General features: G+C 61.6%; 13 protein-coding genes. 10 read left to right on the top strand and 3 right to left on the bottom strand.

Annotation, left to right across the window (positions count from 1 at the left end; translation table 11 throughout):
• The first annotated feature begins 91 nt into the window (after window positions 1–91).
• Entirely contained in the window at window positions 92–364 is a 273-nt protein-coding gene (locus tag ACVWVP_RS22975; protein WP_176997566.1) for a DUF1652 domain-containing protein, read from the top strand.
• Here the strand turns inward: ACVWVP_RS22975 and ACVWVP_RS22970 are convergent.
• Both ACVWVP_RS22970 and ACVWVP_RS22965 read right to left on the bottom strand, forming a co-directional pair.
• On the bottom strand, window positions 327–1,520 hold the full coding sequence (locus ACVWVP_RS22970) for an MFS transporter (protein ID WP_178924004.1): 1,194 nt from the start codon (window positions 1,518–1,520) through the stop codon (window positions 327–329). The two genes, ACVWVP_RS22975 and ACVWVP_RS22970, sit on opposite strands and share 38 nt — an antisense overlap.
• A gap of 77 nt (window positions 1,521–1,597) precedes the next feature.
• The gene (locus ACVWVP_RS22965; protein WP_178924003.1) at window positions 1,598–1,906 is read right to left on the bottom strand and encodes an RcnB family protein; all 309 of its coding nucleotides are present in this window, start codon (window positions 1,904–1,906) and stop codon (window positions 1,598–1,600) included.
• A gap of 274 nt (window positions 1,907–2,180) precedes the next feature.
• On the opposite strand from ACVWVP_RS22965, the gene ACVWVP_RS22960 reads away from it, so the two are divergent.
• From ACVWVP_RS22960 to ACVWVP_RS22950, 3 genes are read left to right on the top strand one after another with little or no spacing between them, the layout of a single operon-like run.
• Complete coding sequence (locus ACVWVP_RS22960) at window positions 2,181–2,738, top strand: helix-turn-helix domain-containing protein (RefSeq protein WP_010211306.1); 558 nt, start codon at window positions 2,181–2,183, stop codon at window positions 2,736–2,738.
• Window positions 2,739–2,749: 11 nt separating this feature from the next.
• A complete protein-coding gene (locus ACVWVP_RS22955) occupies window positions 2,750–4,096 on the top strand; it encodes a glutamine synthetase family protein (protein ID WP_457408196.1) in 1,347 nt (448 codons plus the stop codon).
• Between the two features lie 21 nt (window positions 4,097–4,117).
• On the top strand, window positions 4,118–5,215 hold the full coding sequence (locus tag ACVWVP_RS22950; protein ID WP_457408194.1) for a DNA alkylation repair protein: 1,098 nt from the start codon (window positions 4,118–4,120) through the stop codon (window positions 5,213–5,215).
• Window positions 5,216–5,340: 125 nt separating this feature from the next.
• Here ACVWVP_RS22950 and ACVWVP_RS22945 read toward each other — a convergent pair whose 3' ends face one another.
• The gene (locus ACVWVP_RS22945) at window positions 5,341–6,234 is read right to left on the bottom strand and encodes a LysR family transcriptional regulator (RefSeq protein WP_178923999.1); all 894 of its coding nucleotides are present in this window, start codon (window positions 6,232–6,234) and stop codon (window positions 5,341–5,343) included.
• A 130-nt stretch (window positions 6,235–6,364) separates the two neighbouring features.
• On the opposite strand from ACVWVP_RS22945, the gene ACVWVP_RS22940 reads away from it, so the two are divergent.
• The 6 genes from ACVWVP_RS22940 (at window position 6,365) to ACVWVP_RS22915 (ending at window position 15,976) form a co-directional block, all read left to right on the top strand.
• Complete coding sequence (locus ACVWVP_RS22940) at window positions 6,365–8,011, top strand: GMC family oxidoreductase (protein ID WP_457408192.1); 1,647 nt, start codon at window positions 6,365–6,367, stop codon at window positions 8,009–8,011.
• A gap of 159 nt (window positions 8,012–8,170) precedes the next feature.
• Entirely contained in the window at window positions 8,171–9,793 is a 1,623-nt protein-coding gene (locus tag ACVWVP_RS22935) for an MFS transporter (RefSeq protein ID WP_457408191.1), read from the top strand.
• Window positions 9,794–10,020: 227 nt separating this feature from the next.
• Complete coding sequence (locus ACVWVP_RS22930; protein WP_457408189.1) at window positions 10,021–11,970, top strand: DNA topoisomerase III; 1,950 nt, start codon at window positions 10,021–10,023, stop codon at window positions 11,968–11,970.
• A 131-nt stretch (window positions 11,971–12,101) separates the two neighbouring features.
• Window positions 12,102–12,542: a CBS domain-containing protein gene (locus tag ACVWVP_RS22925; RefSeq protein ID WP_078047822.1), complete on the top strand. Its 441-nt coding sequence runs from the start codon at window positions 12,102–12,104 to the stop codon at window positions 12,540–12,542.
• 417 nt (window positions 12,543–12,959) lie between these two features.
• On the top strand, window positions 12,960–15,185 hold the full coding sequence (locus tag ACVWVP_RS22920; protein WP_457408187.1) for a cytochrome P450: 2,226 nt from the start codon (window positions 12,960–12,962) through the stop codon (window positions 15,183–15,185).
• Window positions 15,182–15,976: a class I SAM-dependent methyltransferase gene (locus tag ACVWVP_RS22915; RefSeq protein ID WP_457408185.1), complete on the top strand. Its 795-nt coding sequence runs from the start codon at window positions 15,182–15,184 to the stop codon at window positions 15,974–15,976. Before ACVWVP_RS22920 ends, ACVWVP_RS22915 begins: the two co-directional genes overlap by 4 nt.
• The last annotated feature ends 32 nt before the right edge of the window (window positions 15,977–16,008 follow it).

The raw sequence follows: 16,008 nt of genomic DNA, 5'->3' as shown, positions 1-16,008 counted from the left end.
CACTAGTGCCGCTAGTGCGAATTCGCCTTATTGCAGCGCAGACCAAGTCATACCCTTTGAGGCATCGAAATGATGCCCTGAAGGAACCCGCATGTTTACCCTCGCCCAACTGCGCAACTGCATTGAAGAAGGCTTGTCGCCACTGACCTGTGAGTTCACCCTGTGCCGTGACGCGTCCCTGACCCTCAAGGTCTACGACCTGGACACCGGCCGGGTGGACCTGGTGGTCACCGGGATCAGCACCAACCGGCTGCAGACCCCGCAAGAAGTGGAAAAGATGGTGGAAGAGCTGCGCTACGAACTGCAGAGCAACACCATGGGCAAGCTCACGCTGGATGATTTGCCTTCAACGACGCCCCAATGAAATAGAACACCCCGCCCCCGACGATGAATGCCCCCAGCATGTAGAACATGGTGTGAGCCGGCAGGTTGGCCAACACCAGCCCACACAGCACCGGCCCAAGGGCGGCGCCCAGGTTGGACAAGTTCTGCGCCCCGTAATACATGCCCCGCAGGTGGTCCGGGGCGATGCGGTCGATGAACATGTACTCGGCCGGAAACACGATGATCTCCCCCACCGTGAACACCGCCATCGCCAGCACCCACCACAGCACGCTGGTGGACAGCGCAAAACCGATCAAGCCCAGCATGAACATGCCCAGGCCGGCGACCAGCCACTGGCCCAGGTAACGGTGGGAAATCCGCCGCCCGATCACGTATTGCAGGGCGATCACCAGCACTGCGTTGGTGGTCAGCACGGCGCTGACCACGGTGTAGGTGTATTCGGCCGTGGTGGTGGTCACCAGGTATTGCGACAGCCATGCTGTGAACTGGCCGAACACCACGGCGCTGAGCACACCGCCGAGGGTGAAGCACACCAGGCGATGATCCCTTAACAGAACACGGCCGACGGCAAGGAACGGCACCGGCTTTTGCGTGGCATCAACGGTCGCCAGGGTGCGGTCGCCCCAGCGCCAGTACAGCAGGAAGAACCCCACCCCCATCAGCGCCGACAGGATAAACGGCACGCTGATATCCAGCTTGGCCACTATCGCCCCGAACGCCGGGCCCACGGCGTAACCGATATTGGTCAGGGTGTACTTGATGGAAAACACTTCGCTGCGCGCATCCTCGGGCAGCAGGACGGCAAAACCGGCCTTCACCGCGATATCGATCACCGCATATGCCAGGTTGATCAGGATCAGGCAGCTGTAGAACGCCCAGATATTCTGCGCGAGCACCGTGCCGATAAAGCCCAATACGAACAGCACACTCAAGGCCAGCAGCAAGCGATAGCTGTTGATGCGGTCGACCAGGAAACCGCCGTACACGCTGAGCAGCGAACCGACGATCAACGAACTGCCGATCACCAGGCCGACCTCGGTGATGTCCAGGGCAAAGTGGCTGGAAAGGTAGATGACGAGGTAGGGAAACGTGATCGCCTTGGCCAGCGTCAGCAGCAACGTGGCGGACAGCAACAGGTTAACGGTACGGGGGTAGTTTCTTATTGTGGCAAGCATCCTGCTCTCTTTCTCTTAAGGTAACGCGGCGTCTATAGCCGGCTACCTTAACGCATGAGCTGGGACAAAATGCAAGGTCATTTCTTGACGGGCGTGATCTCAAGAATGGTGCCATTGGTGGTCTTGAGCAGCACGAACTTATCGCCTACACGCGCCCATTGGCTGTCGGCTTCAGGCTGTTTGAGGCCGCGCTTTTTCCAGTCGCTGACGGCGGACTCCTTGCGCATCAGGATATCCGGGGCACGGTCGCCTTCTTTCAAATCGCGGGTGTTGATGCTGGAAGGTTGCACTGTTTCTTGCGGAGTATCACCGGCCTGCACGATGAAGCTGGCAGTGGACAGGCTGGTGGCGACCAGCAGGCTGGCGATCAGGGACGTTGATTTCATGGGTGCTCCTTCAAGGGATGAGGCGTACCTAAGGTCGGACCACTGCCACGCGTGATCATTCAATCAACCCTGTGGCGAGGGAGCTTGCTCCCGCTGGGCTGCGCAGCAGCCCCAGAAGAGTCAACCGAGGTGTGCCTGAATCAGCGCGGCGACGCCATTGGGGCCGCTTCGCGGCCCAGCGGGAGCAAGCTCCCTCGCCACATAGGTAATCAGTAGCATTGCCCGCGTGAAATAAATCCTGTAATTTTTCATGAAATTTATCGAAATAAATTTCATGACCCCACAAGAAGAACTCGCCACCCTCGCCGCGCTGATCCACGACCTGCGCAAGCACAAGAAGCTCACCCTCGCCCAGCTCGCGCAGAAAATCGAGCGCTCGGTGGGTTTCCTGTCTCAGGTTGAACGCGGCCTGTCGCGCCCGACCGTGGCGGACCTCACGGCTATCAGCCACGCCCTCGACGTGCCCACCACCTATTTCTACAGCCAGCCCAAACCCAAGGCGGTGGACTGGATCACTCGTCCCAACGAACGGCGCACGGTGTATTACGCCAATGGCATCACCGACATCCTCGTCTCGCCCAGCATGAACGGCGCCTTCTCGATGCTCGACAGCCTGCTCGCCCCCGGCGCCAACAGCGGTGAACAAACCATGAGCGACCGCGCCGAACAGGCCGGTTTCGTGCTGGAAGGCGAGTTGACACTGTGGGTGGAGGGCGAAGCCGATTCGGTCACCCTCGGCCCCGGCGACAGCTTCCACCTGGCCAGTTTCGCCCATTGCCGCTATGCCAACCTGACCGACCTGCCCGCCCGCGTACTGTGGGTTTACAACTAGGAGCTGCACCCGTGAAAAGCCATGCCTCCACGTTACTGGCCGAAGTACGGACCTTTCGCCAGAACCATCCCGATGTGCGTTATGTCGACTTGATCGCCCTGGACATTCCCGGGCACTTCTACGGCAAGCGCTACCCCATCGAGATGCTGGAAAAAGTCGCCGCCGGCAGCCCCTTGAAGCTGCCGCAGAACGCCGTGCTGCTGGGGGTTCAGGGTGGGCTGTTCAAGATTGGTGACTACTGCTTCAACGACGGCGACCCGGACGCCAACCGCCGGCTGGTGCCCGGTACGCTCAAGCCGGTGAGCTGGGAATCGCAGCCGTTGGGCCAGATGCTCATCACCTCCGACGGCACCGAGGCGCCGATCGAATTCGAACCCCGCGAGGTGTTGGCCAAGGTGCTGGAGCGCCTGCAGCACAAGGGCATTCACCCGGTGGTGGCGTTCGAGCTGGAGTTCTACCTGTTCGATAAAAAGCTCGATAACGGCCTGCCGCAGTTCGCCCGCGACCCGTTGAGTGATGATGCCGATGACCAACCCAACCTGCACATCGAACGGCTGTCACGCTTCAGCGAGGTACTGGATGACATGGCGCAGACCGCCAAGGACCAGGGCATCGACATCACGGTGATCACCGCCGAAATCGGCCCCGGCCAGTTCGAGATCAACTTCGGTCATTTGGACGATGGCCTGCGCGCCGCTGACTGGGCCGCCCTGTTCTGCCGCAGCACCCGAGGCGTGGCGCTCAAGCACGGTTATCGCGCCAGCTTCATGGCCAAGCCGTACCTGCAATACCCCGGCAGCGGCATGCATGTGCACGTCAGCCTGTATGACGGCGCGGGCAATAACCTGCTGGCCGCGCACCAGCAGCAACCGTTGCGCCACGCCGTGGCCGGTTGCCTGGAGTTGCTGCCCCACTGCATGCCGATCTTTTCGCCCAACAGCAATGCCTTCCGCCGCCTGGGCGGCACGGTGAATGCGGCGACTCGCGCCAGTTGGGGCTTTGAAGACCGCGACGCGTGCGTGCGTATCCCTGAGTCCGACCCGCGCAACCTGCGCATCGAACACCGCCTGGCCAGTGCCGATGCCAACCCGTACCTGGTGCTGGCGGCGATCCTGGTCGGCCTGGAGCATGGCCTTGAAGCCAAACGTGAACCCATCGCACCGCTGAACGAGGACCGCAGCAGCGGCACCGACTTCCCCCTGGAAATGCTCGAAGCTGTGCGTGCCATGCACCACCAACCGGTATTGCGCGATAAGCTGGGCGCCGAATTTGTCGACGTGTACTGCGAGAACAAACGCCAGGACCACCTGGCCTTCCAGCAAGAGATTCATGCGCGGGAATACCGCTGGTTTCTCTGACCCCACCCAATGGAATCACCGATGACCGACCAAAGCGCCCCGGCCCTCAAGGAAATTTTCAACGTCGAACGCCTGCAACACATCGCCACCGAGATGACAGCGGTGTACCCGGCGTTCGACGCCAAGGGGTTTCTCAAACACGCCAAGGCCGGGCTGGCCGAGTTGTCGGTGATGCAGCGCATGGCGCGGGTCAGCGAGAGCCTGCACGCGGTGATACCTCTGGAATACCCGCAAACACTCAAGCTGCTGCATGCCCTGGCACCGCGCTTGAACAGTTCGTTTGTCAGCCTGTTCCTGCCGCACTACGTGGCGAGCTACGGGCTGGATGATTTCAAGCGTTCCATGGCCGCGCTGAAGTACTTCACCACTTTCGGTTCCGCTGAATTCGCCATCCGCCACTTTCTGCTGCACGACTTCCCGCGCACCCTGGCGGTGATGCAAGCCTGGTCGCTGGACGACAACGAACACGTGCGCCGCCTGGCCAGCGAAGGCTCGCGCCCGCGCTTGCCCTGGTCGTTTCGCCTGGCCGATGTGCAAGCCAACCCCGAGCTGTGCGCGTCGATCCTCGACAACCTCAAGGCCGACCCCAGCCTGTACGTGCGCAAGTCGGTGGCCAACCACCTCAACGACATCACCAAGGACCACCCCGACTGGGTGCTCGGCCTGATCGAAGGCTGGAACCTGGAGAACCCCCACACCGCCTGGATCGCCCGCCATGCCCTGCGCAGCCTGATCAAGCAAGGCAACACCCGCGCACTGACGATCATGGGCGCAGGGGCCAAGGCCGAGGTGAAGCTTCACCACCTGAAGGTCACGCCGGCAGTGATCAACCTGGGCGAGCGCATCAATCTGTCCTTCAGCCTGGAATCCACCGCTGCTGCGCCACAGAAGCTAGTGGTCGACTACGCCATCGACTACGTGAAAAGTGCCGGGCACAGTGCGAACAAAGTGTTCAAGCTCAAGGCCTTCAGCCTGGGCGCCGGCGAGCAGCAGCACGTTCGGCGCGAGCAGCACATTCGCGACATGACCACCCGCAAGCACTACCCCGGCCGGCATGTGGTGCATGTGTTGGTGAATGGGGAAAGGTTGGGGAGCGCGGAGTTTGAGTTGCGCGCCTGACGCAATCCCCCCCCGACCTGTAGGAGCCAGCTTGCCGGCGATTGCGGTGTGTCAGTTGATAAATCTGGCGACTGATACACCGCCATCGCAGGCAAGCCAGCTCCCACAGTGAGGGTCCGATTTCTTCAGTGGGTTTCACCCAGCAACAAGCCCTGCTCCCGCGCGCACAACTCCACCACGTAATCCCACAACACCCGCAGCCGCACTGACTTGTGCAGCTCCCGTCGCGAGCTGATCCAGTAACTGCGTTGTATCCCCTCCCCCGGCAGCAACGGCACCAGGTCCGGGTCGCCGGCGGCCATGAAGCACGGCAACACCGCAATGCCCAGCCCCGAGCGCGCCGCCTGGTGCTGGGCGATAACACTGGTGCTGTGGAACACCACCTTGGGGTTACGGCAAAAGCTGCTGAGGAATTTGAGTTCCTGGCTGAATAGCAGGTCGTCCACGTAATCGATCCAGGCGTGGGCGGCGAGGTCTTCGCGTTTTTCGATCGGCGGGTTGCGGTCCAGGTAGGCGCGGCTGGCGTATAGCGCCAGGCGGTAGTCGGTGAGCTTGCGGGTGACGAGTTGGTCGACGCTGGGGCGTTCGAGGTGGATGCTGATTTCCGCTTCGCGGTTGAGGATGCTGACAAAGCGCGGCACCGCCACCAACTCCACCTCCAGCCCCGGGTAGCGCTCGAACAACCCGCCCATGCGGCTGGCCAGGAACATTACGCCCAGGCCTTCGGCGACGCCGAGGCGGATTTTGCCCAGGGGCGCGGCGCTGTGGGTGAGCTCGTCTTCGGCCAGCAGCGCGACGTTTTCCATGGCCTCGGCGTGCTTGAGCAAGGCTTCGCCCGCGGGGGTGAGTTCGTAACCCTGGGCGTGCTGCACGAACAACGCGGTGCCGAGGCTTTTTTCGATGGCTTCGATATGCCGGGCCACAGTGGCGTGGGTGGTTTTCAGGCGTTGCGCGGCGGTGAGCAGGCGGCCGCTGCGTTGCAGCTCCAGAAAATATCGCAGGTCATTCCAGTCGAACATGTCGCCTCCATTGCATGAACTACGGCCGCGCTGTTTAAAAACGCACAGCAGCTGGGTAAAAACTAACATTTTTAAGACGAAAACTAACAACTAGGATGGAACCCATAAGAAAAACAAGCGAGACCTTCAGATGCCCATTGCAACTGCTGAATACGATTACATCGTCGTAGGCGCCGGCCCCGCAGGCTGCCTGCTGGCCAATCGACTGTCCGCCAACCCCGCCCACCGCGTGTTGCTACTGGAAGCCGGTGGCCGCGACAACTACCCCTGGATCCACATCCCCGTCGGCTACCTGTTCTGCATCGGCAACCCACGCACCGACTGGTGCTTCAAGACCGAGGCCCAGGAAGGCCTGCAAGGCCGTGCGCTGAGTTATCCGCGCGGCAAAGTATTGGGCGGCTGCTCCTCCATCAACGGCATGATCTACATGCGTGGCCAGGCCCAGGACTACGACGGCTGGGCGGCCCTGGGCAACCCGGGCTGGGCCTGGAACGACGTGCTCCCGCTGTTCAAGCACAGCGAAAACCACTTTGCCGGCGGCTCGGACTTCCACAGCGATGGTGGTGAATGGCGCGTGGAACAACAGCGCCTGCACTGGCCGATCCTCGACGCGTTTCGGGATGCCGCGGCGCAAAGCGGCATCGCGCCGATCAGCGACTTCAACACCGGCGATAACGAAGGCTGCGGCTACTTCCAGGTCAACCAGAAAGCCGGTGTGCGCTGGAACGCGGCAAAGGCGTTTCTCAAGCCGGTTCGCCATCGGCCCAACCTCACGGTACTGACTGATGTGGACGTCGACCGTGTGCTGCTGGAAAACGGCCGCGCTTCGCAGGTCATCGCACGTCAGCATGGCCAGCAGGTGAGCTGGAAGGCACGCAAGGAAATCGTGTTGTGTGCCGGTTCCGTGGGTTCGCCCGGCATTCTGCAGCGCTCGGGCATCGGCCCGTCCAACGTGCTCAAACCCTTGGGCATCGAGGTGCTGCGCGAACTGCCTGGGGTGGGCGGCAACCTGCAAGACCACCTGCAATTAAGGCTGATCTACAAGCTGGAAAACGCCCGCACCCTGAACCAGATCGCCGGTTCCGTGTGGGGCAAGATGGGCATGGGCCTGCAGTACCTGTATGACCGCAGTGGCCCGCTGTCGATGGCGCCCAGTCAGCTGGGGGCGTTCGCCCGCTCGGGCCCCGAGCAGGCGTCGGCCAACCTTGAATACCATGTGCAGCCACTGTCCCTGGAGCGCTTCGGCGAACCGCTGCACGGGTTCCCGGCGTTCACCGCATCGGTGTGCGACCTGCGCCCACAGAGTCGCGGGCGCATTGATATTCGCTCTGCCAACCCTGCGGATGCGCCGCTGATCCGCCCCAATTACCTGAGCCATCCCGAAGACTTGCGGGTGGCCGCCGATGCGATCCGCCTGACACGTCGCATTGTCGCTGCGCCTGCCCTGAGCCAGTTCAAGCCGGTGGAATACCTGCCCGGCGATTCGCTGCAAACCGAAGAAGAACTGCACGAAGCAGCAGCCCGCATCGGTACGACTATCTTCCATCCGGTGGGCACCTGCCGCATGGGCGACGACCCGGATGCCGTGGTGGACGCACAGCTGCGCGTGCATGGCGTGCCGGGCCTGCGCATCGCCGACGCCTCGATCATGCCGCGCATCACGTCCGGCAACACCTGTTCACCTACGCTGATGATTGCGGAAAAAGCCGCACAGCTGATCCTTTCGCCGAATACAAGGAACCTTGCTGCCGAGAAAACAATCGCCACACCCGCGTGACCTGCAGGCGTCCGGCTTGCCGACGATTGCACCCTCTGGATTTGCGTATGACTTGAGGGCGCCATCGCCGGCAAGCCGGGCTCCTGCATAAGGACGACCGGCGCTGAAGTTGGCGCCGACAGTGGAACAACAATAAATAATCACTGTGAGGGCTACCCGATGTCAGAACATGCTCAACCCCTGGGCTCGGCGGTTACCGCCAGCGCCGGCAACGACTCCAAAAAGGTCATCTTCGCCTCGTCCCTGGGGACGGTGTTCGAGTGGTATGACTTTTTCCTCTATGGCGCCCTCGCGGCGGTGATCAGCAAGCAGTTCTTTGCCGGGGTCAACGACACCACGGCGTTCATCTTTGCCCTCATGGCGTTTGCTGCAGGCTTCGTGGTGCGCCCCTTTGGCGCGCTGGTGTTCGGCCGCCTGGGGGATATGATCGGGCGCAAGTACACCTTCCTGGTGACCATCATCCTGATGGGCGTGGCAACCTTCTGCGTCGGCCTGTTGCCCACCTACGCCAGCATTGGCATTGCGGCGCCGATCATCCTGATCGTGCTGCGCATGCTGCAAGGCCTGGCGTTGGGCGGTGAATACGGCGGTGCAGCGACCTACGTGGCCGAGCACGCACCGGCCGGCAAACGCGGTTTCCACACCAGCTGGATTCAATCCACCGCTACCCTCGGCCTGCTGCTGTCGCTGCTGGTGGTGCTGGCCTGCCGTTACTTTACCGGTGACCAGTTCGAGGTGTGGGGCTGGCGGATTCCGTTCCTGTTCTCCATCGTGCTGCTGGGCATTTCCACCTGGATCCGCATGAGCCTGCATGAGTCGCCGGCCTTCCTGAAAATGAAAGAGGAAGGCAAGGCGAGCAAATCGCCAATCCGCGATTCCTTCGGCAAATGGGAAAACCTCAAGATCGTGCTGATTGCGCTGTTCAGCATCAACGGCGGGCAAGCGGTGACCTTCTACGCAGCGCAATTTTATGTGCTGTTCTTCCTCACGCAATTCCTGAAGATGGACCCAGCCCTGGCGAACATGCTGTTGATCATCAGCGTGGTGATCGGCGCGCCGTTCTTTATTTTCTTCGGCTGGCTGTCGGACAAGATCGGGCGCAAACCGGTGCTGATGCTCGGCCTGCTGCTGGCAACCGCGCTGTACTTCCCGATCTTCAAGGGCCTGGCGCACTACACCAACCCCGCCATGGACCAGGCCAGCCACCAGGCGCCGATCACCGTGACGGCCGACCCGGCCACCTGCACCTTCCAGTTCGATCCGGTGGGCAAGGCGAAATTTGACAGCCCGTGCGACAAGGTCAAGACGTTTCTGGTCAAGCAGGGCCTGCCCTACAGCAGCGCCGCCGCACCCGCCGGCAGCCCGGTACAGGTGAGCGTGGGCGAAGTGCGTATCGACGGCTTCGACGAGGCCGCCCTGCGCGGCGCGGTGACCCTGGCCGGCTACCCGACTTCGGCGGATGTGGCCCAGGTCAACAAGACCATGGTGGTGTTGCTGATCGTGGCGCTCATCCTGATCGCGGCCATGTGCTACGGCCCGCTGGCGGCGTTGATGGTGGAGCTGTTCCCGACGCGTATCCGCTACACCTCGATGTCGCTGCCCTACCACATCGGTAACGGCTGGTTTGGCGGGTTCCTGCCCACCGTGTCGTTTGCCCTGGTGGTGTACACCGGCGATATCTTCTACGGTTTGTGGTACCCGGTGGCCGTGACCGGGGTGAGCCTGATCGTGGGGCTGTTCTGCCTCAAGGAAACGCGCAACGTGGATATCGACAACAACTGATCTTCCACCTACTGGAGATCCTCTGTGGGAGCGGGCTTGCTCGCGAATTCGGTGCATCAGTCACAGACGAGTTGACTGACCCGCCGCCTTCGCGAGCAAGCCCGCTCCCACATTGGGTTGTGTGGCTGCCACACAAATTGCTGTATATCCATCCAGATAATGGTTGATCAAATCCCTTCTTTTGCCCATCCTGCTCCCCATTCAACTGTGTAACGAATGGGCTGACCATGCGGCTGTACCTCTGTGAAAAACCCTCCCAGGCCAAGGACATTGCGGCCGCGCTCGGCGCCAGCCGCCGTGGCGACGGGTGCTGGCTAGGCACCGGGGTTACCGTCACCTGGTGCATCGGCCACCTGCTGGAAACCGCCCCGCCCGATGCCTACGACGAGAAGTACAAACGCTGGGTGCTGGCGGACCTGCCGATCATCCCGGAAAAATGGAAGATGCGGGTCAAGCCCAAGACCGCCAGCCAATTCAAGGCGGTCAAGCGCCTGTTGGGGGAAGCCCAGGAACTGGTGATCGCTACCGACGCCGACCGCGAAGGCGAGATGATTGCCCGTGAGCTGGTGGAGCACTGCCGTTATCGCGGGCCTATCCAGCGCCTGTGGCTGTCGGCACTGGATGACGCTTCCATCCGCAAGGCCCTCGCCGCACTCAAACCGGGGGCAGAAACCTTTAGCCTGTATCACTCGGCTCTTGGCCGTTCCCGCGCCGACTGGCTGATCGGCATGAACATGAGCCGGCTGTTCACCTTGCTCGGGCGCCAGTCCGGGTATCAAGGCGTGCTGCCCGTGGGCCGCGTGCAAACGCCGACCTTGCGCCTGGTAGTGGACCGCGACCGCAGCATTGCCGACTTCGTGCCGGTGGCCTACTGGGCCATCGACGTCGACCTGCAACATGAACGCATGACCTTCACCGCCCAGTGGCGCGCCGCCGAGGATGCCTGTGATGACCAGGGCCGCTGCCTCAACCCGCAACTGGCACGGGAAGCCGCAGACGCGATGAGCAACGCCGCCCGTGCACGCCTGGTAAAACTGCGCACCGAGCGCATGCGCGAAGTGGCTCCCCTGCCCTTCGACCTGGGCACCCTGCAGGAAATCTGCTCCAAGAAGCTGGGCCTCGGCGCCCAGGAAACGTTGGATATCGCCCAGTCGCTCTACGAAACCCACAAGGCCATCACTTACCCGCGAAGCGATTGCGGCTACCTGCCGGTGAGCCAGCACAGCGAAGCGCCGAAGATCCTCGCAGCACTCGGGCGCGCAGACGCGGCCGTGAATGAGCTGATGCCGCATCTCGATGCCCAGCGCCGTTCACGGGCCTGGAACGACGCCAAGGTCAGCGCGCACCACGGCATCATTCCCACTGGCGCCGGCAAGGATGCCAGCCAACTCACCGGCAAACATCGGGCGGTGTACACGCTGATTCGTGCGCGCTACCTGGCGCAGTTCCTGCCCAACCATGAATACGATCGCACCCAGGCGGATTTCGACTGCGCCGGCTTTGCGTTGCGCGCGGTGGGCAAGGTGGTGATCGAGCCGGGCTGGAAACGCGCATTGCCTGAAGCGCTGGCCCCGGCCAAGGGGCGTGAAGCGCCGGCGCCTCAAGCGTTGCCGACATTGGTGCAGGGCCAGCACTACGCGGTGGCAAAGGTCAACCTGAAAGACCTGTGGACCCAGCCGCCCAAGCCCTTTACCGAAGGGGACCTGATCAAGGCGATGAAGAACGTCGCCAAGCTGGTGGAAGACCCGCTGCTCAAGCAAAAACTCAAGGACACCACCGGCATCGGCACCGAGGCCACCCGCGCCGGAATTATCCAGGGGCTGTTGGATCGTGGTTACCTGGTGAAAAACGGCAAGGCCCTGTCGGCCACAGCGGCGGCGTTCAGCTTGATCGACGCAGTGCCCCGCGCCATCGCCGACCCGGGCACCACGGCCATCTGGGAGCAGGCACTGGACATGGTGCAAAGCGGTGAAATGAGCCTGGAGGAATTCGTTGCCAAACAGGCGGCCTGGATGAGCAAGCAGGTGGCGCGCTGCAACGGAATGCGCATGACCATCACCGCACCGGCCAGCCCCGCAGGCCGTAGTGCCACCCCCTGGAAAAAGAAACGCAAGAGTGCCCCACGCAAGGCAGCGACGGGCCCGAAACGGGCGAAAAAGCCGAAAAATGCAGGGTAAAGCGCAAAAAAATCCGGGGAATGACGTTTTTCGACGGGTTTGACGCCGCTTTGGACCTTGCGACGGCGTGGGCCGTCTAGGATTCTGTAGGGGGACCCTGACCCACTAACAACAACATCGGAGTGGCCGCCATGAAAACCGTCGCACAAGTGCTCAAAGCCAAGGACCAGAAAAACCAGGACGTCCACACCATCAAGCACGACCATACCGTGTTTGAAGCGCTGGTGCGGATGTCGGAGAAAAACGTCGGGGCCTTGCCGGTGGTCCAGGACGGTGTAGTGGTAGGCATCATCAGTGAGCGTGACTACGCGCGCAAAATCATGCTCAAGGGGCTGTCATCGGTCACCACCAAGGTCCATGAGGTGATGAGCTCTCCGGTGATCACCGTCGACACCCATAAAAAGGTCGATGAGTGCATGAACATCATGACCGACAGTCACCTGCGCCACCTGCCCGTGGTCGAAGACGGCAAACTGCTGGGCCTGCTGTCCATCGGTGACCTGGTGAAGGAAGCCATTGCCGACCAGGCTGACCTGATCAAACAGTTGGAGCAGTACATCCGCGGGGAGTAGAGACCCCGAAGGCGTGTGCCGCAACGAGGCGGCACACGCGGTATACATACCAAACGCTCCGGGGTTGGGTTTTATGCCCGCGCCATGGGAGCCGTTTCCTGTGCTGACCACAGTTAACTCCTACATCTTGAGCATTTCGTCCTCCAGTAAAGTCTGCCGGTCTGAATAGCCGGGTTGGCCGAACAATGGAGTTTTTTGCGTATACGACACAGGGACGCTCTATGGCTGATACTCCAGGCCATGGCTCAATCTCGAACGCCTTACACCTCCCCGCCAGCGAACGATCCCTCCAAACGCGCACTGACCGCCCCAATTGCTCAGAAACACCCTCCAAGCCTTCCATTTTGCAGAAAACGGAACCGCTCGGGTGTTGCCGCCAAACGATCCTTATAAAAACTTGATTCAAGGTAGAGCGCCATGCCAACGGTACACCTCGAAGGCGGCCCCTGTGTCCGCCACGGCCGTCATTTACCACCGACATCACTGATCATTCCAGAGATTCGGCTTCCTTTTGCCGGTCCGCCGCCCCGTTCCGACAACGATCAGTTGAAGGCGCATGCCCTCGCTTGGGCACAGCAACATGGCTTGATCGGTCGACGCGGTGCGCATCGGTTAAACACCACGCCGCTGCTCGAGCTGGGGATGGCGTTGTGCGGACAAGCCCCCACACACCGAGCCGAGACGCTGGTGTGCTGGTATCTGTGGGCGCTTACGCTGGATGATCGGATTGATGACGGGCCATGGGCGGAAAACGGTGCATTGGAGCGATTCGTCACCGCCGTGCAGGCAGTGACCGAGAACGATGGCACGCATCCCTCCAGTGAAATGAGCCGTTTTGATGACCCGATGCTGACTGTCCTGGCCAACGATCTGTGGCCACGCACCAGACACTGGGGTAACGACGGTTGGCGGCAACGGCTTGTACGGCACCTGATCCGACACCTGCGCGCCCAGGTGACGCTGGTGCGAATGCGTGAAACCGACGCGGTGCTCACGCTGGCCGAATATCTGCCATTGCGCCGGGATTCGTTCGGCGCACTGTTCTTTTTTGATCTGATAGATGCCGCCGAAACACTCGACCCCTACCAGCCTCCAGCGGACATCGAATGGTGGGACACACTGCGCGGACACAGTGCCGATATCATTGCCTGGACGAACGATATCCATTCGATTGCCAAAGATGTGGTGTGTGGTGAGCACTTCAACCTGGTATCGATACTGGCGGACAGCGCAGGCATGGAATGGCCAGCCGCGATCGACTCTGCGCATCAGATGGTGGTCAACGCGATCACGGCGTTCACGGCTGTCGCCACTCGCCCAGCCCATCACCTGCCATCCGCTGCAACCGAGCCGGACCGGCTGCGACAGGTTGTCCGGGCAGCGGGTGACTGGCACCAGACCGTTTCTCGCTACCACCTGCACACCACCGGCGCTACAACTCAGGCCAACCGGACAGTGGACCTGACACTTACGCCACCCACGCTGAAATCCAGGCAGTTCGAAATCGCCCCCTATCCCTTGTATGAACGTTTACGTACCACTCTGCCGATCACCTACGACGAGCCCACGGACGTGTGGCTGGTCAGCCGGTATGTGGATGTCAAAGCTGCATTGACTCATCCGCAAGCCAGCAACAATAACTACGCCTGGCAGATTGGGCCGCTGCTGGGACACACTCTCGTGGCGATGGACGGCTGTGAACACGCTCAGCACCGTGCACTGCTCAGCCCATCGTTTCGCAGCCAAGCCCTGGCCGCGCTTGAAGCATCCATCATTTCGGTCACCACTGACCTGCTGGCACGCATGCATGGCCGGGCCCAGGTGGACCTTATCGCCGACTTCACTGCAGCACTGCCCGTGCGGGTGATGGCTCACGCACTGGGCCTGCCGGCTGACACCTGCGAGGAGGTAGCGCGGCTGAAGCGCTGGTGCGCGATCGGCTTCGCTTACATGGGCAATTATCGACAGGACCCGGCCCTGCTGACCGGGGGGTTGTCCAATCGAGACAATTTCTACGATTTCATCCAGCCACACATCGACGCCCGCCGCGCTAAACCTGCAGATGATTTGATTTCACAGCTCCTGGCGGCAGAGATTGACGGCCAACCATTGCCTGAAACCTTCGTCCGGGCTTACTGCGCAATTCTGATGACTGCAGGTAGCGAGACCAGTCACGGCGCCCTCGCAAATCTCATTGTCAACCTGCTGAGCGAACCCGGCGTCAAAGACGCCGTGATGGCTGATCCCGACTTGATGGACACTGCGCTCACCGAAACCTTGCGACGCAACCCTCCTTTGCAACTCGTACTCCGCGAGGCCCGCGAGGCGCTGCAACTGCCGTCGGGAACGATTCCTTCCGGTGCGACCCTGGCCTGCCTGATCGGCTCGGCCAACCGTGATCCGGCTCAATACACCGACCCGGACACCTTCAGCTTGTCGCGCACCGATCAGGCAACAAATCATTTCGCGTTCGGCGCAGGGCGTCACTTCTGCCTGGGATCCATGCTGGCGCGGATGGAAATCACGATCGGCGCTCGCATGCTGCTACAGACCTTTCCAGACGTGCGCTGGGCGCCAGGGTTCCAGCCCTCGGAACACGGCTTTCTGAACCGCTGCCCCGACCGACTGGAGGTCGCTCTATGACCACTGCTGCCCCCGGCTACACCGACAGCTATCTCGGCGACCAGCACGCCGGCCAATTGGCACGCTTGCGCACGCTTGAATGCGCCTTTGACCCACAGAGCCAAACGGTTTTCGACCAGCTCAACCTTCCGTGCAAGCCTGACATCCTCGATCTCGGCGCCGGTGCGGGGTCGCTCACTGGCTGGCTGGCCCAGCGATACCCTGACGCGACAATCACGGCGACCGATATCGATACCCGATTCCTCGCCGATATACCCGGCATAAAGGTGCTCACCCACAATGCCGTTACCGATGACTTTCCTGTGGCCTCTTTTGATGTGGTACACGCCAGGGCGCTCCTGTGCCACCTCCCCCAACGGGAAGACATATTGACGCGCGCCGTCACCTGGCTTCGCCCTGGTGGCTGGCTGGTGGTCGAAGACGTGAGCCTACAGCCGAGCTTGAAAACCTCGCACCCATTGTTCCGAAAAGTCGCCCAAGCCGGCATCACACTTCTGACAAAATCCATAGGCTCCGACATGCTCTGGGCCGATACGCTCCCTGACCGATTGCGTGACAGGGGACTCTCCAACGTAGGGCATCGCCTCTTTGAAGGCCGAATCGGTGATAACAGCCCTGCCGATACATTCTGGGCCTCAACTACCCTACAGGCTGGGCCGGCGCTGCTGAAACTTGGGTTACTCACCCAGGATGACCTGGAGGCCATGACCCACCTGCGTGCCGATCCAACATTCACCGACACTGCATTGACATTTGTCAGCGCCTGGGGACAAGCCCCTGGACGTGGGTAGAACGGCGGAGCGCCGTGCATTACACCGAAGGA

Source organism: Pseudomonas sp. TE24901, from assembly GCF_054058375.1.
Note: the sequence above shows the minus strand (reverse complement) of the source record. Positions and strands in the feature narration are given on the sequence as shown.